The organism is Mycobacterium gordonae (assembly GCF_017086405.1).
In the GTDB taxonomy this organism is placed as follows: domain Bacteria; phylum Actinomycetota; class Actinomycetes; order Mycobacteriales; family Mycobacteriaceae; genus Mycobacterium; species Mycobacterium gordonae_D.
The window spans coordinates 1,852,842-1,871,713 of sequence record NZ_CP070973.1; the positions used below are offsets into that span (position 1 = coordinate 1,852,842).

Genomic DNA, 18,872 nt, shown 5'->3' on the forward strand with positions numbered 1-18,872 from the left:
CGATGTCATCCGACATTCAGTCAGACAAGCCACAGGAAATCCACAAGCTGACCGGAGTTTCGTCAATCATAGAGTGCCACAGTCGATTTGGTATTGCTATGACTAACGCGCCACTCAAGATCGACCGCATGCGCACGAAAGTGCCGCGCCGTGAGATGCGTGGGCTGGAACGAGATGCGACGATGGCCGCCGAAATGAGTGGATCAACAATGATGACCCGGGTGTGCCGGGCCTCTGTCGTAGCCAGCGCGATGCTCGCTATCGCCGCGTTCGGTGCTGGCACCGCACACGCCGACGGCCCTGTGCAATTGAAGAGCCGAATGGGCGACTATTGTCTGGACGCCCCGAGTGGCAGCGACTGGTCCCCGATAGTTATCAACCCGTGCAACGGGACCGATTTCCAGCGCTGGACTCTCACCGGCGACGGAGAACTCGAAAGCGTGGCGTTCCCCGGGAATTGCTTGGCGCCGGCGGAGTCCGGCTTTACGGCGCACCTGCGGAACTGTTTGGCTGGGTACACTCACCACTGGACAATCCATCCCAATGGGCAGGTCACCACTTATATTGGTGCCTGCCTCAATGTTCTCGGCGGGCCGAGTCCAGGGACGTGGGTGTCCACTCAGTTTTGCGACGGCAATATCGATCAAGGCTGGGACAGTGTCCCGTGACTGGGCCCCTGGGTCGCAGCGCCAGCCGCCGGCGTGGCTAGTGCTGACGGCGTGAGTCAGCGGAAAAGCCGGTTAGGCATCGTTTGTCTGGACACCCCTAATGGGAGCTGAGCCAACCCGGTGGTGATTGACCCTTGCGGGTCTGCTCGACGCAGCGGGTGGCTATGGCGCAAACCGCGTCCGTCGGGTCGCCCGGAAGTTCCGGTACAGACGCTTGCAGGGTGTTCGGTTCCTCCGTCCGTAGGGGTTGGGTCAAGGCCGACCACAGTCGAGTTGACTACCTGCGCTTGCCGTGGGCGTGCAGCCGTAATACGTCCGGATGACGCGGCGTGTAGTCCGTACGGCAACGAGGTCGCCGTGGGCGGCCGGCTCGACCCTCCACTGCCACAATCATTCGTCCGGAAAGCGACGGCGGTGTTGCAGTGCTGGACCGGCGAGACTATCGCACTGATCACTGTTTGACACGTGTTTATCAGGGTAAGTCCGGAGGGAGGCGGCATCGGAGCCGCACCGAGGAGATGACGAGATATGGACGGGTCGAAGACGGTCGATCCAGCCGCCGCAGTCATTGATTGTCCTGCGTCCCTGGTGGTAGCCGATCCGCAGCGTGAGGACAAGCCGGCCACTGCGCCCAGTCGACAGGTGACCGGTGGTGCCCATTTTGGCAACAAAGTTGTCGATAAGGCGGCAACGCGATGCTGAGCCCGCGACGGACTGTTTGGATGGCACGTGCCCGAAACGGGCCGGCGTGTTGTGGGTTTCAGGCGGACGTTGACGGGAAGCATCCAGCCTTCCCTTACCAACGGATCCCAACGGCAGGGACCGCCACAGCCTGCGCAGTGCAATGACGGTGACGTCGTCGTCAGGGCTAACGGTGGGGGAGAGGAGGCGTGTCTTGGTAGTCGTCGCCGCATCTCGACAATCGCGTATTGAAGCCCATACTACGATCGCGAATCATGACTGAAGGAGCTCCTGAACTGTCGGCACAAGCGCAGGACGGCGCGATTGCCCCGCTCGATGTCAACGGCTCCGGAGTCCTTCCCCCGGTCGAAGCCAGAGTGCGCAGACTCTTTTGGCTGCTCGAGCGCCTCGCGCCCGCTTTGGGATCGCGGTGGGCAGTCGAGTTATGGTGCACCCCACCGGTTCTCGAGTCGGCTCTGCGCATGCCACCGGGGGTGTCCCCGGGCCGGCCGGTCGAAGCGTATTGGGATGGGCATCGGGTCGCTGGTGAGGAATGGGGCGAGGGACCGCCGATATATCTGGTACATGGCTGGGGCGGCCAGCGCGCGCATCTGGCAATCTTCGTCAAACCGCTGGTGGAGGCGGGGTATCGAGTCATTGCGTTCGACCTGCCCAGCCACAACGAATCTGATCCAGGTGAGCTTGCGCCCGGGCGTACCACCGCCACTGAGTGCGCCGACGCGATTGCGGCCATGATCGAGACCCATGGGCCCGCCCACGCGGTGGTGGCTCACTCACTCGGGGCGAACGCGACTGCGTTGGCGGCGGCCCAGGGCGCACCCGTAGGGCGCTTGGTCCTATTGGCGCCAATGGGCGATTTTCCTCTCTATCTCGACTGGTTCGCCGCACGCCATGGCTTCGGTCGCCGGATCCGCGCGGGCCTGCACCGTCGTCTGGAAAAACGGATCGCCATGCCGCTGCAAGAGACGAACATGACGCGGATCGGTCGGCGAGCCAACTACCCACCACTGCTGCTCATCCACGACCCCGACGACCCGGACAGCCCCTATGCCGCCAGCAAGCGCCTGGCCGCGGCGTGGCAAGGCGCACAATTCATGACCACACAAGGGCTCGGCCGCCTGGCGCATTACCGAATCCTGCGCCACCGTCCCGCTATTCGCGCCGGGGTGGAATTCATCGGCGCAACCACGCAACCTGGCCCGTAGCCCCAACGGCGCCCTAGCCGCCGATGTCAGGGCTGCCCATCACCCCCGTCATTGGTCACAGAGCTACCCCAGCCTGTGCCTCCGAGACCTCCAACGCCGACAGTGCCTCCGTGACCTCCGGCGTTGGGGAAACCACCATTGTTGGCACCGAGGCCGCCCGTCCCCCCGCCGGCACCGGCTGCGCCGGCGCTACCGGGGAAGGGGAAGCCCAGGGTTTCCAGGCCCCCGCCCCCGCCGCCGCCGCCGGTGCCGGGGCCGGCGTTCCCCGCCGAACCTCCGGCAGCGAATATTGCGCCGGAGGAGGCGGAACCTCCGGCGCCTCCGGCTCCTGCGGTGCCGCCGGCGTAACCGGCCCCACCGCCTCCGCCGCCGCCGCCGGCGCCGGCTGCTTGCAGGATTGCAGTACCTCCCGCGCCGCCGCCGCCGCCGGCGCCACCTGGCCCGCCGTCCGGTGCGCCGGCGCCGCCGGCGCCGCCAGAGCCGCCGACTGCTTTGGCGACGACGTTGCCGCCGGTTTCGGTGGTGGCGGTGCCGCCCGCGCCCCCAGTGCCGCCGAGACCGCCGGTGCCGTCGCCGCCGGAGAAGGCGCCGCCGCTACCGGCGTGGCCGCCCGTCCCGCCGGCACCGCCGCCACCCCCGCCGCCGGCAACGGCCGCAATGAGGCTGGCTGCGTCGTTCTTGGCGGTGCCGCCGAGTCCGCCGGCGCCGCCGTTGCCCCCGCCGCCGCCGCTGCCGTTGACGCCGCTGCCGCTGGAGTTCCCGCCGGCCCCACCGGTGCCGCCGTGGCCGCCTTGGCCGCCGTGGCCGGCGTAATCGCTGGCAAAGGTGCCGTCGTTGGATCCGCCGGTACCACCGATACCGCCGGTTCCTCCGGTGCCGCCCGCGCCGCCGTTGCCGGCTTGCCCGTAATACCCTCCACCCGGCCATACCCCGGCGCCGCCGGCCCCACCTGCACCGGCGGCACCGCCGTCGCCTCCGACACCCCCGGCGCCGGCAGTCGGCCCGCCGCTTCCGCCGCTGCCGCCATGGCCGCCGGTGCCGCCGTGGCCACCCACACCGCCCACCCCGCCGAACCCGCCAATTAGGGCCTGATTCGCGCCGCCGGCACCACCGTTACCACCGGCCCCGCCGTGATAGCCGCTCCCACCGTCGCCTCCGGGCGCGGCGTTGTCGAAGCCGGCATCGCCGACGCCGCCGCTGCCACCCGCTCCACCGGCCCCGCCGGCGCCGCCGAACAGGGAAAACAGTTGCCGGTTGATGCCACCGGCCCCGCCATCTCCGCCATGCCCCCCGGGCCCGCTGAAGATGTTCACGCCGCCGCCCCCGCCGGCCCCGCCGGCTCCGGGGGTGCCGCCGCCGAGGAGCCCATTGGCCCCTCCTGCGCCGCCGGTTCCGCCGGGGCCGCCGAACAAGAGGAGGCCCTTCCCGCCGGCGCCGCCGTCACCGCCGTGGCCCCACAGGCCCGCCGATCCGCCGGCCCCACCGGCCTGTCCGGTGCCGCCGGAGCCCCCGTTGCCGCCATCGCCGATGAGCCACCCGCCGTCGCCACCCTTCTGTCCGGTCAACGGCGTCCCGTCGGCTCCGTTGCCGAACAGCGGGCGACCCGTCAACATCTTGACCGGGTCGTAATTGAACAGCCCCGTGGCTTGGATCTGACCGACCAGCGTCGTCAGCGGGTCGGAGGCGGCCGCCGCATTGGCCGCCTCCGCGGTCGCATACGCCCCCGCGCCCGACGTCAACGCCTGGACAAAGCGCTGATGAAACAACGCCGCCTGCGCGCTGAACGCCTGATACTGCTGGCCGTAGGCGCCGAACAACGCAGAGATCACCGCCGAAACCTCATCCGCACCCGCCGCCAGTACCGCCGTCGTCGAGCCCGACGCCGCCGCCCCGGCAGCCTGAAGCGCCGACCCGACAGTGGCCAAATCCCCGGCAGCCGAACCGATTAACTCCGGTGCCACGGTCACAAACGACATGGTGTCCTACCTTCACATCAGCGCCACAGCAAACCGACACAAGTTAGGGCGTGGTGCCCTGCTGGAAGATGCCGGCGAGGTTGTGGCCGATGTTCTCCACGCCCGACACGAAGTTGTACGCGGCCCCGATGCCCAGCTCGCCGACGTTGGCGATACCCGATACGGCGTTGCCGAGGTTAGAGAATCCCGAGGAGAGTTGGCCGGTGGCGTTGAACCCCGAGGTCCCAAAATTCAAGAACGGGAACGGGTTTGTGTTCTGGTAGCCCGAGACGAAGCCGCCGGTGTTGAAGACGCCGGAGCTGCCACCGGTGCCGGTGTTGAAGAAGCCCGACGAGGTGGGGGTGTCGGTGGTGTTGAAGAAGCCCGGCGCCGACGGAATGTCGATACGGGCGATCGTGACGGGGGCAGTTGTGATGCTCGGGACGTCGATGGCGGGCGCGTCGAAGCCGAAGATGTTGATCGGCGGAATGACTACCGTCGGCGTCAAGGGGCCCGGCGGGATAGTGATCGTCGGCGTGTTGAATCCGCCCAAGTTGATCGGTGGGACGGTGAAGCTGTTCGTTGAAATGACTGGAGTGTTGTAGCCCCCAGCCGCGCCGATGGTGATGATCGGGGCATTGAATGATGTCAGACCGATCGTTGGCAGGTTGAAAGCAGAAATAAAGCCCGCGACGCCGTTTTGGGTTATCTGGCTGCCACTGCCATTCGCCGATGTGTAGGTGATGGGGAACCCTGGGTCGCCGATCAGGATCGGAGGGATGAAGACGTTCGTTAGGTTGATGTAGGTGCCGAGGCCGTCCAACTTGCCAAACGTCTGGAATGGTATGCCGCCAACTTCGAAGTTCGCGGCCAGCGGGAGATAGACCGACGGCGCTTGAATGAAGGGGAGGTTGAACTTACCGATTGATATCGTGGGCGCGGTGAAACCACCCACTGTTATCGGTGGGGTCGAGAACTGCGGAATATGTACGCTCGGAAGGTTGATTCCCGGGATTGTTATCTGTGGCGCCGAAAACGCACCTATGGTAAACGAGGGTATCGTGAACTGGGAGTTGTTGATGATCGACGGTATGACCATCTTTGGCGCAAAGAAACCGCCAATATGGGCGGACGGCATGTGGATCGCGGGCAGGGTGAGGGCTGGTACGCCGATCTGAACATGCAAACTACCTTCGTAATTGCCGGTATAGAACATACCGTTGTTGAAGTTGCCGCTGTTGAACATGCCGTTGTTGAAACTGCCGGTGTTCAAAGCGCCGGTGTTGACGTTGCCGAAATTGTAGGAGCCAGTGTTGAAGCTGCCGATGTTGAAGTCGCCGGTGTTGACCCAGCCGGGGTTGAAGGAGCCCGTGTTGTAACTACCGGCGTTCCAGCCACCCGTGTTGACGGCGCCCGAATTGAAGATGCCCGTGTTGAGGTTTCCGGAATTGAAGAACCCGGTGTTGGCCAAGCCCGAGTTGCCGACGCCCGTGCTGAAGTCTCCCGAGTTGAAGACGCCGAAGCTGCCCTTGCCCGAGTTGAAGAAACCCACGCTTCCGTCACCGGAATTGAACAAGCCGAAACTATTGGCGCCCGAGTTCAGCTGGATGCCGATCTGGTTGTTCCCTGTCAGGCCGATGCCGATATTGTTATCGCCCTTGTTGGCTATACCGATATTGAAGTTGCCCAGGTTGCCGATACCCTGGTTGTTGTTGCCCAGGTTCCCGAGCAGGAAATTGTGGCTGCCGACGTTTGCGGAGCCGACATTTCCATCGCCGATGTTGGTGGATCCGAAGTTGGAATTACCGAGGTTCGCGTTGCCGATGTTTCCGAAGCCGAAGTTGCCCATGCCTATGTTGTTCATGCCGTTGTTGGCCAGGCCGATAGCAAAGTCGATCGACCTGGTGGTCGCGGCGGGTAACGCCGCGGCGGTAGCCGATGCGGCCGTCGGCGATCCGGCGATCGGCAGCAAGGCCGCAACAGCGCTCGATGCGTCGGCGTAGTAGCCGAGCATCGCGGCCACGTCCTGGGCCCACATCTCCGCATAGTCGGCCTCGACAGCCGCAATAGCCGGAAAGTTCAGCCCGAACAGATTCGTCCGCGCCAGCGACGACACCACCACACGGTTCAGCGTCACCAGGTCGGGGTGAACCGTCGCCGCCTGCACCTTCTCGAATGCTGCCACCATGGTGCGCGCCGCCACGGCCGTCTGATCGGCTTGTGCGGAAACCGTATTGAGCCAGCCGACGTAAGGCGCGGCGGCTTCCATCATCGCCTGCGATGCCGCGCCCTGATAGGACGCGCTGGTCAGCGCTGAGGTCACCCCGTCGAAAGACCTGGCCGCCAAACCGAGTTCCGTGGCCAGATCGTCCCAAGCCTGCGCCGCGCCCAACATCGGCGCGGACCCCGCACCCGCGAATATCTGGGCCGAGTTGATCTCCGGTGGCAACACTAGGAAGCTCATCGCCTCAAACCTTCTTTCTCCCAGCACTTTCGGCATACAGCTCGCGGCGAGACCGCATCGAGCTCTCTCAGCGTGTCGTGCTCGGCGGCGGCCGTACAGGGGTCGAAATACCCAATCACCGGGGTGGCCCGCGATTGGGTCGGCTCATGCGCACACTGGTGGTCGGCGGGTGGGCAGTCGAAGGACGCGCTTACCCCAACGGCCGCGTTCGACCGTCAAAAGTGTTGTTTCAGAGGTGATGTCGAACCGCGCCGGAACGCGTCCCAATTCAGGGGTCGGGAAGGAGCGGGCTCGCTATTTTCCACCGAGTTGCAGTGGCGAGGCATTGGCGTCCTCAGCGGCGGCATACGCGCACCCGCAACCACGCAGAGTCTCCACGAAATTGTCGTGATACGCGGCCATCTGGGCGCTCAGCTGCCGGTAGGAATCGGCGTGCCCGGAGAACAACGCCGCAATGAATGCCGACACCTCATCGGCACCGGCGGCTGCCACCTCGCTAATCGGATCCGCAACAACGGCATTCGCGGTTCGAAGGCCCGACCCGATACCCAGCAAGTCTGCTGCGGCCTGCGCCAGCGTCGCTGGCGCGGTGACAACGAACATCAGATCCCACCTCGCAACTCCCTGTTCGCGGGCTCGCAATGCTCATCAGCATGTCGTGCCGGCAGCTTGTGCGATAGGGGCCGAAATACCCAATCTGTGCAGTGCGGCGGCTTATCGCGCCAGGTGCAGACTCGTGCTCCGGGCGCGCAGGTGTTCCGGCCGGGCCTGCTGGTCCAGCAGGCCCAGTTCGATTGCCAAGAGGGTTAATTGGGGGCGGCGTCGGCGCCCGGTCTTGTCACGGATCCGATCCAAGTGTGATCGCACGGTGCGCAGCGATATGAATAATGTCTGCGCGATCTGCTGATCTGTCTTGCCGTGGGCCAGCAACGCCAGGAGCTCCAACTCGCGTCGGCTCAGCGTGTGAGAAGCCCCGGGCTCCTTTGTCTCTGCGGGCGTTGGTTTGGAGCTGGCGGCCGCATCGAGCCCGCTGCGGTAGCGCGCGGCGATCGCGCGGTACCCCGCCGCCGTGGCGGCATCAGCGGCCTCGCGGTACAGCGCGGCGGCACCCTGCAAATCGTCGCGGTAGGCGGCGAGATCGGCCGCCGCACCTACGGCCAGCGGATGGCGGTCCGGACCGAGGGCGGCGTCCACACAGTGCTCGGCCTCGGCGGCGGACCCGGCTGCCAGCAACGCGGGCACCACGGTGCTTACGACGAACGGGTCTTTGGCCAGCACGGGCACCCGGGCCAGCAGGGCTCTCGCCGCGTTGGCAGCCGTTTCGGGGTCACCGCCCCGAGCCACGGCCAGGTCGACACGGGTAGGGCCGCAGATGCGGTGCCACCAGCCGTCCCGCGGCCCGAGGTCTTCTAGTAGCGCCTCGGCTTCGGTGAGGCGGCCCTGCTGCAGTCGCACCCAGGCCAAGAGTTCGCGCCCGAGGAAGGACGACATCCCGGTGGGGACAGCTTCCGAGGCCTCGAGCACAGCCAGCGCGGCCGCCTCGGTTCGGTCGATATCGCCCAGGAACCTGCTTGCCACCGCCTCAACGAGCGAAACCAACACCTCGGGGGCCGGGCCGACGTTGAGCGCGCGAGCGCCGGTGCGGATCAGGTTGACCACCGATGACAGCTCGCCGGCGCGCATCGCCAACGCCTTCTGCAAGACGCTGACGATGATGCCGGCGCCGAATTCTTCGGGCAACTTCAGCCGCGTCGCCTCGGAGATCCCGCGGTCGATCACGGCAACACCCTCGTCGCGGCGCCCGAGCTCACACAGCGCCGCACCACGGTAGATCAATGCCGCGGCGCGGGCATGCTTGGCATCGGACTGTTCGGCCAGCGCCAGCGCTCGATCGGCACAGGCGAGACCAGCCTCACCTTCCAGGTTGGAGTCGTGCCACATCGCCAGGCGGGCGTACAGCAAGGCCAGATCCGGACCCGGCAGCGCGGTTTCGAGTATCAGACGTGCCCGCTCGAATGCATCGAGGGCCGCCTGATGCTCACCCAGGGCCAGCTGCACAGAACCAAGGACGATGAGAAGCTTTGCGGTCAAAGCATTTCCGGATTCCCCCAGCAGTTCCACACCCTCTTGCAGCGGGGCGATCGCGGCCGCCGGATCCCCACTGGCCAGCAGCATGCGACTGCGCTCGCACAACAGATTGCCGCGCTCGACAGGATTGACGACGTTGACCAGCGCGTGGTCATACAGCATCGCCGCCTCGGCGAACGCCCCAGCGCGCGAGGTCATCTCGGCCGCCTGGGCGCACAGCGGTGCGGCGTCGGCCGCACGCCCGGCGGCCAGCAGGTGACGGCTCCGCTCTATCACCGGCGCCGGCGGCACTGCCGCCGCGAGCGCGTCGGCGGCCCGGCTGTGCATGGTGGTGGCTTCCCAGACCGGCACCGCGTCACGCACGGCCTCGTAGGTGAGAGCGTGACGAAACCGCAGCCCGCCGCGGTGGGTCGGGTCGGTTTCTACCAGCCGCGCACGGGTCGCGGCGGTCAGTGCTGCCCACACCACCGGAGCGCGCAGTCCGGTCAACGCCGACAGCAACCCGGGGTCGAAGGTGCTTCCCAGCACCGCGGCAGCCATGACGACGCGCCGGTGCTCGGGCTCGAGGCGATCGAGTCGCTGCAAGACGCCGACCGCCAGCGTGGTGGGCAGGTGAAGCCCCGAAAGCTCTGAACACTGCCACCCCCCAGCGTGCGGGGAGACATGTCCTGACCTGATCGCCGCCTCCAGCAACTCCTCTACCGCGTACGGCACGCCCTCACTGCGGTGCACCAGCATGTCGACCAGCTCGCTGCTGACACGCTCGGCCTCGAGCCGAGCGCACGCGAGACGCTGGACGTCGGGCCGGGCCAACGGCGACAACTGCACCACGCTGGCCAGGCCGGCGCGTCGCCACCCGTCGAGCATCACGCGCACCGGGTGGGTCGCACTGCCCTCATCGGGGCGTTCCGTCACCACCATCAGCAACGGCAGCTTGCGGGTGCGCCGAGCAACGAAGTCGATCAGCGCGCGCGTCGAGGCATCGGCCCAGTGCACATCCTCGACCACGAACAGCGCGCCCGACCGGGCCGCCAGGGTGCGCAGCACCGCCACCACACCCTCGAAGAGCCGCAGCCGGATCGGTGCACCGCAAAGATCGTCTGACCGGGACGTCTCGTCGCAAAGTTCCGGGACGATCGCGCCCACCGCACCGGCCGCCGGCCCGAGTCGCTCGCGAATCTCCGCCACATCGGCGGTGGTCAGGTAGGTGTCGATCGCTTCGCAAAAGGGCAGAAACGGCAATGCGAGCTCGAGTTCCCGACACCCGCCCCACAACGCGGCACAGCCGCGCTCCTCGGCCCGGCGGCTGAGCTCGCGGGCCAGGCGCGTCTTGCCCATGCCGGCATCGCCGGCCACCACCCGGACCCGGCCCGTTCCCCGTCGGGCATCGTCGAGAGTCTCCTCCAGCGCCGCTAGGTCTGCATCCCGCGCGATCAGCGGGATCACCGGGAACCACCAGACATGCCGCTGCGGCCCGAAATCGCGATGGTCTTGTGCATGCCAGGTCCTTAAGTTCGTAGGTGCAGTTACTTCGTGTTGTTACGTTGTGCTGTGACCCGGGTGGGTCGGGTGTGGCTGCATGTCTGGTTGCCGGCCTGGTGGTGCGGCTTGAAAGGACTGGCCGCCCGACCCGCTTGGACTTCTCTGGCCGCTGATTGAGATCTGCGATGTGATCGCTTGTTTAAGGAAATGCCGGCGGGGTTGTCCGTGGTGATCATGTTGGCAGACAAGCGAATAGAGGTGTAGTGGCTACGGTCCAGTTGTGGGCTGGTGTGGATGTCGGCAAGGAACACCACTGGGTGTGCGTGGTCGACGACAGGGGCGCGGTGGTGCTTTCGCGCAGGCTCGCCAACGACGAGCAACAGATCCGTGGACTCGTGTCCGAAGTGGACAGGCTCGGTGGTCAGGTGTCGTGGACGGTGGACCTGACCACCGTCTACGCCACCCTGTTGTTGACGGTGCTTGCTGATGCCGGCAAGTCGGTGCGCTATCTGGCGGGCCGCCAAGTGTGGCAGGCCTCGGTGACCTACCGCGGCGGGGAGGCCAAGGCCGACGCCAAAGACGCCCGGGTGATCGCCGATCAATCCCGGATGCGCGGTGCCGATCTGCCGGTGCTGCATCCTGGCGATGACCTGATCACCGAACTGCGCATGCTGACCGCTCATCGGGCTGATCTGGTCGCTGACCGCACCCGCACCATCAACCGGCTGCGCCAACAGCTGGTCGCGGTGTGCCCGGCTCTGGAGCGAGCAGCGCAGCTGACCCAAGATCGTGGTTGCGTAGTGCTGCTGGCGCGCTACCAGCGTCCGAAAGCCATTCGGCAGAAGGGGCTTTCGCGGCTGACTCGGGTGCTGGCCGAGGCCGGGGTACGCAACGCCTCGACCATCGCAACCGCGGCCGTGGCGGCGGCGAAGACCCAGACGGTGCGCCTTCCGGGCGAAGAAGTCGCCGCTGGGCTGGTCGCACAATTGGCGCAGGAGGTGATCTCCCTCGATGAACGCATCAAAACCACCGACGCCGACATCGAGGGCCGATTTCGCCGCCATCCACTCGCCGACGTGATCACCAGCATGCCCGGCATGGGATTTCGGCTCGGCGCCGAATTCCTGGCCGCGGTTGGTGATCCCGCCCCGATTGAATCGGCCGACCAACTCGCCGCCTGGGCCGGGCTGGCCCCAGTCTCGCGCGACTCGGGAAAACGCACCGGACGCCTGCACACCCCGAAGCGCTACAGCCGCCGACTGCGCCGGGTCATGTACATGTCCGCGCTCACCGCAATCCGCTGCGACCCGCACTCGAAGGCCTACTACCAGCGCAAACGGGACGAAGCCAAACGACCGATCCCGGCCACCATCTGCCTGGCGCGACGCCGCACCAACGTCCTCTACGCCCTCATCCGCGACAACCGCACCTGGCAACCCGACTCACCCCCAATCACCGAATCGGCGGCTTGACATCGTCATTGAGAGTCCCTTCGTCGCACTTCTCTCCTAAATGCGCAGCGCGGTTGCCAAGTCTTGAGACCCCGGCGGTCTACCGATCCCAAGATCGCCGCAATGGGACTGGGTTTCCGCCCGCCAACCCCGCCGACGCAAAGTCACAGTTCAGGTAGCTCACAATCATCGCGGGTACACATGTGGATTTTCCGCACGAATTTGAAGGGGGAGATGGCGACAGCGACGCGGGAATGCGAATCAGGGCGTCACAAGCGCTTGTCTCGGCTGGCGTGCCACCCGCTCGGCCAGCCAGGGCAGTGTGACCGCAAAGGCCCCCGCCGCCGACGGCCAGTCGTGCTTACCCGGCAACCCCATCACCTCACACGAAACGCGTTGAGCGCGGCCCGCGTTGCACAGCGCCTCTGCCGCCTCCTGCCCGACCCCGTCCCGATCCTCCGTGGTTCCCGGAACGGCGAAGAGGCCGGCGAGATCGCTGTACGGACCGTGCCGGCTCATCACCGTCGTAGGCTCGAACTGCCAGTACGCCTCGGCGTCACCGCCGAAGAGCCGGTCGATGGTCTGTTCGCGGGTGCCCGCGTTCGGCGCGATATCGCCGCCGATGTCCACGAACGCGCTGAAGATCTCGGGATGCATGACTGCCAGATCGACGGCGCAGGTCCCGCCGGAGGAGAACCCGACGACACCCCAGTTCGCTTGTCTGCCAAGGCCGAACAGTTCGCCGATTTCCGGCACCACTTCGGAGGTCAAGTGCTCGGCGGCGTTTCCGCGTGGTCCGTCGACGCATTCGGTGTCGACAGTGAATCCGCCGGTTGCGTCGGCGAATACGGCGATCGGCGCGTAACCGTCGTGCGCGGCCGAATATACGTCGAGGGCACGGGTGGCATCGCCGACGCGAATCCAGTCCGCCGGAGTTCCGAATTCGCCGCCGATCATCAGGATCGCCGGTAGCGGCGTTCCGGTGAACCAGGCGGGGGGAAGATAAACCCACTCACGACGGTGCGAGAACCCGGATATCCGACTCCCCGTGGTCACTGCCACCAGCTTCCCGTCCTGCACCGCAACGTTATCGCGCTGCATCCCGTAGGCGGTCCCGATGTGGATCTGACTCCGCAGGGGCCGGTTCGTCAGCTGAGCCCATGCGGCATCGACGGTGGGGAAGTAGCCCAACCAGCCGTTGATCGTCAGCCCGGCGCTGAGTAGGCAGAACGACGTCGCGAACGCCGACGCGTTGCGTCGCCACCCGCTCGCCCCCGGCCAACCGGCGACCAGGACGGCGGCGGCCAGCCCGAAAAGGAAAACCCATAGCCAAAGTTGCCAAGGTGCAGGCTCACTGGCGATTCCGAGCGTGTCGTACGTCCAGTGCGCCGCCGCGGCCGTCACCGCACCCGCAGTCGCGCCCACCGCAACAAGTCGCGCCCGCCACCCGATGGCATAAAAGAGCGCCGCAACGGTGACGAATTGCACCACGGCGGGGATAAATCCGTGCATCAGCGAGGTGTACAGGCCGAAAGTTCTACCCGTAGCTAAGCGGGGGAAAACGTGGCACGCGACACCCGCAGAGTTCGCCGATGGTCTTTTCGCCTTCGGGCGCCGCTGTTTATCATGATGCCGATTGCCGGTAATGGGTTTTCATCGGCACTTCCTGGGAAGTTGATATTTGAAGTAGGCGTGGCTCCTGGAGGGGGACGTGACGTCGATGGTCGACATCAAGCAGCGATCGACATGACAGCCTTGAGAACAGGCGGGGGACTCCCGGACGTCGTCATCACCGGGGTGGCGTCGACGACCTCGCTCGCGCCGGATGCCGAAGAAACCTGGCAGGAACTGCTGCGGGGGAGCAGTGGAATTCGAAAAATGGACAAGGACTTCGTCGACGAGTTCGACTCGCCGGTGCGGATCGGCGGGGAGCTGCGCGAAGATCTGGACGAGCAGTTCGGACGGGTCGAGCTGCGCCGGTTGGCGTTCATGCAGAAATTGTCCGCGGTGGTGAGCCGGCGCCTGTGGGAGCAGGCCGGCTCGCCCGAGGTGGACACCGATCGGCTGATGGTGTCGGTGGGTTTGGGCCTGGGCAGTACCGAGGACATCCCGCTGTGGCACAACATCTGGAAGGTCAAGGGCCTGCGGGCGATCTCGCCGATTTCGGTACAGAAGCACATGCCTAACGCGCCCGCCGCTGCCATCGGCCTCGACCGTGCGGCGAAGGCGGGCGTGGAGACATCGGTGATGGCCGACGCGTCGGGTACCGCGGCTATTGCGCAAGCCTGGCAGAGCATCGTCCTTGGCGAGGCCGACATGGCGATCTGCGGCGGTGTGGAGACCGTGATCGAGGCGGTTCCCCTCGCCACGTTCTGGCGGTTGGGCATGCTCTCCACCAACAATGACGACCCGACCGGCGCCTGCCGCCCGTTCGACAGGCACCGCGACGGCATGGTGTTGAGCGAAGGCGGCGCGATGCTGCTGGTGGAAACCGAGGAGCACGCCAAAGCGCGCGGCGCGCCGATTCTGGCCCGGCTGATGGGTGCTGCCCTCACATCCGACGGATGCGACGCCGTCATGCCGGACCCGACTGGTGAGCGCGCCGGTGACGCCATCACCCGTGCCCTGTACCTGGCCGGCCTGACCCCCGCCGACATCGACCTGGTCAACGCGCATGCCGCCGGCACGACGTTCGGAGATGCTGCAGAGGCACGCGCCATCCACCGGGCACTGGGCGACCACCACCCGGCGGTCTACGCGCCGAAGGCGGCGCTGGGCAATGCGCTGGGTGCGTCCGGCGCGATCGAGGCGGTGTTGACCGTCCAGGCCCTGCGCGATCAAATCGTGCCGCCCACACTGAATTTCAGCGCCGAAGACCCCGAAATCGAACTCGACGTCGTCGCCGGCGAGCCACGCCGGGGCAATTTCCGCTACGCCGTCAAGGAGTCGTTCGGCCTGGGCGGGAACAACGTCGCACTGGTATTCGGCGCGGCCTGAGCCGCAGGTTCAGCTGCGCACCTCGACGTCGTCGATCTCGTGACGTCCTTGTCTTGCGGACCGTGCGCCCGCCCGATGTGCGCTTCGGACCGCTTCCGCTGCACCATGTGCGAGTAGTGCAGCTCGAAAGCCGGCCGCTCCGAACGGATTCGGGGCTGCTCGGTGAAGTTGTGCCGCGGCGGTGGGCAGCTCGTGGCCCATTCCAGCGAGTTGCCGTAGCCCCACGGGTCGTCGACGGTCACCACCTCGCCGTAGCGCCAGCTCTCGAAGACGTTCCACACGAACCGGAACATCGACACGCCCAGGATGAGAGCCCCGACCGTGGAAACGTGGTGTGGACCCCGAGGAACGTCAACCAGAAGTGCACCTTGCCCAATCGCTCGTCGAGCAGCCGGCCGGTCATCTTCGGGAACCAGAAATAGACCCCGGCATACGTGGCGAACACGATGGTGCCGAACAGCACGTAGTGGAAATGGGCGACCACGAAATAGGAGTCAGTGACGTGGAAGTCCAGCGGGGGGCTGGCCAGCATCACTCCGGTCAGCCCGCCCAGCTGGAAGGTGGGCAGAAAGCCGATCGAGAACACTTGATTCCGGTCGGCACCGCGATGAGGTACGTCATGAACGAGAAGAACTGCAGCAGAACGGCTCCGGTGGCGAACATGTGGTGCGCCCACACCGCTACGGACAGGCCGCCGATCGACAGCGTCGCATAAACCAGTGTCGGATAACCGAATACCGGCTTGCGGGAGAACACCGGGATGATCTCGGTGACGATGCCGAAGAACGGCAGCGCCACGATGTAGACCTCCGGATGGCCGAAGAACCAGAACACATGCTGCCACAGCAGAACTCCGCCGTTGGCCGGATCGTAGACGTGGGCGCCCAGGTGCCGGTCGGCCGCCAGCCCGAACAACGCGGCCGTCAGCAACGGGAACGCGATCAGCACCAGCACCGAGGTCACCAGGATGTTCCAGGTGAAAATCGGTATCCGGAACATCGTCATGCCGGGCGCGCGCATGCAGACCACGGTGGTGATCATGTTCACCGCGCCCAGGATGGTGCCCAGACCGGCGATGATTAGGCCGGTGATCCACAGGTCGGTACCGGCCCCGGGCGAGTGCACGGCGTCACTGAGCGGCGTGTAAGCGGTCCAGCCGAACTCGGCCGCGCCTCCTGGCGTGACGAAGCCCGCGAGCACGATCAGCCCGCCGAACAGGAACAGCCAGATTTGGGGCCTCAAACATCACCAGCGGGTTTGAACGCGAACGTAGTGGTTAGGGGGAGCGGGTGACCACAATCGATCTCTACCTCGATCCGGTATGTCCGTTCTCCTGGGTGACTTCGCGCTGGCTGCTCGATGCCGCGGAGAGGACGGACCGGCCGGTCATGCTGCGGCAGATGAACCTGGCGGTCCTCAACGAGGGACAGCAAGAGGGAGAGGAAACTGACGCGGCGCACCAGCGGATGTACGAACGGTCCCGGCGATTGGGCCGCGTATTCGCAGCGGTCACCGATCGCTACGGTCCGGAGGCGTTCGCCAGGTTGTATGAGCCGATCGGTACCCGGCTTCACGTCCAGAAAGACGAGGTCACACTAGGCGTGGCCGCCGATTTGCTCGGCGATCTGGGCTTCGAGGCGTCGTTGGCGCAGGCTCTGGACGAGCCCGAACGCGACGAGGCTGTCAGGCGGGTTCATGCAGACAGCCAGGACACCCTTGGTGACGAAGCCGGCAGCCCGATCATCGCGATCGGCGGCCGCGCCTTTTTCGGCCCGGTCCTGACCGGTCTGCCCAGTCTTGGCGACCGCGTCGTGCTGCTCGACGCGATAGTCAGCGTCGCGAGTGTCCCGGAGTTCGCGGCCCTGCAGCGCCCACGCGGGTAGACACACCGGATGGGCATCCGCAAGTACTCCCCGGAACTCCAATTCGACACCTATTATTCGTCCGGTGTTCATCGGCGAGGAGCAGCGAGCGCAATGGCGTTCCCGTGCGCCCCGGCTCGGTGCGGCGTCTGCAGTCGCGATGATCGCGATGGTGCTGATCGCACTGCAGATCACCGCGACCGGCGCAGGTTTCGTGGGTCCGTTGCGCAGCCTGGCCGGCGATTACGTCGACACCCCGACGTCGGCGACCGTGCCCTGGGTGGGACTCGGGGTGGCGATGGTCGGGTTATCGGCGCGGTACCGGGTGTGGTCGTTGTCGGTGGCCGCGACTCTCGATCTGGTTTTCGCCGCCGTGCGGCTGGCGCGCGGCGGTGCGTGGACGCTCGGCAACGGGCCGCTGATCGTGCTGACCGGACTGGCGGTGATCGTGGGGTGGCGGCGCTGGGCCAGGGCCGAACACGGCACCGCGTTACGCGGAATCGCATTCGGTCTGCTGCTCATCATCGCCACCAAGGTCGGCGATGCCTGGTTGCGCATCACCGCGATCGTCCGGCCGGTAGTCCTGGACGAGTACGCCCTGTTGGCCGATCACGCACTGGCGCAACCGTCCTGGCTGTTGGGCCGGCTCGTCCACGCGGGCGGGCCGCTGCTGAGCGCGGCGTTTCACTGGGTGTACATCGAGTTGCCCGTCGCGGCCATGGTGGTTGCCGTCTACCAGCTGCGCAACGTCAGCACCGGCGGCTGGCCGCGTCACTTCCTCATACCGACGTTCCTGGTCCTGGGCCTCATCGGGCCGCTGATCTACGTGTTCTTTCCGCTGGTGGGTCCAGACTTCGCCTTCGGAAGTGCGGGCAGGGGATTCGAACTCGGCGACTTCTGGCCGCACGCCGTGCCGCGGATCAACCTGTCGCCGCGAGCGATTGCCTTCGACGGATCAACCCCGCGCAACTGCATGCCGTCGATGCACACCGCTTGGGCGCTGGCGGTTTTCCTGCACTCCCGCGGCGGGCCCCGTTGGCTGCGGATGGGCGGCACGCTGTGGCTGGCGTGCACCATCGCGGCGACCCTGGGCTTCGGGTACCACTATGGCGTTGATCTGCTGGCGGGTGGGGTGCTGTGCCTGACTGTGGAGTCCGCGCTGCGGGAACCTGTTCGGGACAGGACATGGTGGCGGGTTGCGATGACCGGCTTCGGCGCCGCGTTCCTGGCCGCGCTGTTGGTGTGCTGCCGCTATTTCGCTCAGGACATGGCGCGCTACTCGGTGCCGTTCGGTGTGCTCATCATCGGCACGCTGGTGACATTCTGCGCCGCTTTCTACGCGACCTATTTCGCCCGGCCGGCCGAGTCGGCGATGGAAAGAGGTCTGACCGTCCCCGGCGTGTTCGTCGGTCAGGGTTCGTCGGTCGCGTCCTGACGCACACCCTGGCGAAATTTGCTGCAGCAGAACAAATTCGCTCGCAAGGCCCGGATGGTGCCCGCCATTGCACCGCCGACCCCAGGCTTTAGTCGGCACCGGGGACGTCTTCGCGCCGGGGGCGACATGGGCGGCGCCGGCAGCGACAACTGGCTTATCTTCGGCTCGGCGCTCGGCATGGACATGAGCCGCCATGAGCATCGACGGACCCACCGGCGACACCTGGCGCGGCCCGTCGATCACCTTGGGCAGGTTCCCGGTGTGCATCGGAAACATCGTCACGCCGAGTTCAGCGGCCAGTTGCACGACCCGGTGGTGGTCGTGGCCGATCCACTGCCCGCCGAGGTCGAAGCGCGACCCCAGGACGCTGGTCTGACCAAGGACTCGGCCACCCATCCGATCGGCGGCTTACAGGACGACGACGTCGACGCCCCGGCAATGCAGCTCGCGCGCCGCCGTCGGCCCCGACAGACCGGCGCCCACCACCGCAACCTCCGAGTCCTGCACGCGGGGCCCTCCGAAGTCAGGTCTGGCGTCCCACCCTACGAAGGGGTGGAATAGGC

The 18,872-nt window shown here is 66.3% G+C and carries 12 protein-coding genes and 1 pseudogene; 7 read left to right on the forward strand and 6 right to left on the reverse strand.

The window, feature by feature from the left end; genetic code table 11:
- The first annotated feature begins 194 nt into the window (after positions 1-194).
- Complete coding sequence (locus tag JX552_RS33250; protein ID WP_205878307.1) at positions 195-668, forward strand: Rv1419 family lectin; 474 nt, start codon at positions 195-197, stop codon at positions 666-668.
- A gap of 956 nt (positions 669-1,624) precedes the next feature.
- Positions 1,625-2,575 carry an alpha/beta fold hydrolase gene (locus JX552_RS07905; RefSeq protein WP_205876833.1) on the forward strand — a complete coding sequence of 317 codons (951 nt, stop codon included), beginning with the start codon at positions 1,625-1,627 and terminating at the stop codon, positions 2,573-2,575.
- 26 nt (positions 2,576-2,601) lie between these two features.
- Here JX552_RS07905 and JX552_RS07910 read toward each other — a convergent pair whose 3' ends face one another.
- From JX552_RS07910 to JX552_RS07925, 4 genes are all read right to left on the reverse strand, one after another.
- Complete coding sequence (locus JX552_RS07910; RefSeq protein WP_205876834.1) at positions 2,602-4,551, reverse strand: PE family protein; 1,950 nt, start codon at positions 4,549-4,551, stop codon at positions 2,602-2,604.
- A gap of 43 nt (positions 4,552-4,594) precedes the next feature.
- Positions 4,595-6,994 (reverse strand): PPE family protein, encoded by a 2,400-nt coding sequence (locus JX552_RS07915; protein ID WP_205876835.1) that lies wholly within the window; start codon positions 6,992-6,994, stop codon positions 4,595-4,597.
- Positions 6,995-7,288: 294 nt separating this feature from the next.
- Positions 7,289-7,597 (reverse strand): PE family protein, encoded by a 309-nt coding sequence (locus tag JX552_RS07920; protein WP_277396049.1) that lies wholly within the window; start codon positions 7,595-7,597, stop codon positions 7,289-7,291.
- 111 nt (positions 7,598-7,708) lie between these two features.
- Positions 7,709-10,528 carry an ATP-binding protein gene (locus tag JX552_RS07925; RefSeq protein WP_205876836.1) on the reverse strand — a complete coding sequence of 940 codons (2,820 nt, stop codon included), beginning with the start codon at positions 10,526-10,528 and terminating at the stop codon, positions 7,709-7,711.
- 299 nt (positions 10,529-10,827) lie between these two features.
- Between JX552_RS07925 and JX552_RS07930 the strand changes: the two genes are divergently transcribed.
- The gene (locus JX552_RS07930) at positions 10,828-12,036 is read left to right on the forward strand and encodes an IS110 family RNA-guided transposase (RefSeq protein WP_241010951.1); all 1,209 of its coding nucleotides are present in this window, start codon (positions 10,828-10,830) and stop codon (positions 12,034-12,036) included.
- Between the two features lie 240 nt (positions 12,037-12,276).
- Here the strand turns inward: JX552_RS07930 and JX552_RS07935 are convergent, their stop codons facing one another.
- Positions 12,277-13,527 carry an alpha/beta hydrolase gene (locus JX552_RS07935; protein WP_205876837.1) on the reverse strand — a complete coding sequence of 417 codons (1,251 nt, stop codon included), beginning with the start codon at positions 13,525-13,527 and terminating at the stop codon, positions 12,277-12,279.
- 234 nt (positions 13,528-13,761) lie between these two features.
- Here JX552_RS07935 and JX552_RS07940 point away from each other — a divergent pair, with 234 nt between their 5' ends.
- Positions 13,762-15,012 (forward strand): KasA/KasB family beta-ketoacyl-ACP synthase, encoded by a 1,251-nt coding sequence (locus tag JX552_RS07940; RefSeq protein ID WP_205876838.1) that lies wholly within the window; start codon positions 13,762-13,764, stop codon positions 15,010-15,012.
- A gap of 9 nt (positions 15,013-15,021) precedes the next feature.
- Here the strand turns inward: JX552_RS07940 and JX552_RS07945 are convergent.
- A pseudogene (locus JX552_RS07945) lies at positions 15,022-16,239 on the reverse strand (cbb3-type cytochrome c oxidase subunit I); the annotation flags it as partial.
- A 62-nt stretch (positions 16,240-16,301) separates the two neighbouring features.
- Here JX552_RS07945 and JX552_RS07950 point away from each other — a divergent pair.
- The 3 genes from JX552_RS07950 to JX552_RS34025 all read left to right on the forward strand — a co-directional run bounded on the left by JX552_RS07950 (position 16,302) and on the right by JX552_RS34025 (position 18,870).
- Positions 16,302-16,895: a mycothiol-dependent nitroreductase Rv2466c family protein gene (locus tag JX552_RS07950; RefSeq protein WP_205876839.1), complete on the forward strand. Its 594-nt coding sequence runs from the start codon at positions 16,302-16,304 to the stop codon at positions 16,893-16,895.
- Between the two features lie 64 nt (positions 16,896-16,959).
- Complete coding sequence (locus JX552_RS07955) at positions 16,960-18,309, forward strand: DUF5933 domain-containing protein (protein ID WP_241010952.1); 1,350 nt, start codon at positions 16,960-16,962, stop codon at positions 18,307-18,309.
- Positions 18,310-18,327: 18 nt separating this feature from the next.
- Positions 18,328-18,870: a hypothetical protein gene (locus JX552_RS34025; protein WP_431195931.1), complete on the forward strand. Its 543-nt coding sequence runs from the start codon at positions 18,328-18,330 to the stop codon at positions 18,868-18,870.
- Positions 18,871-18,872: the final 2 nt, after the last annotated feature.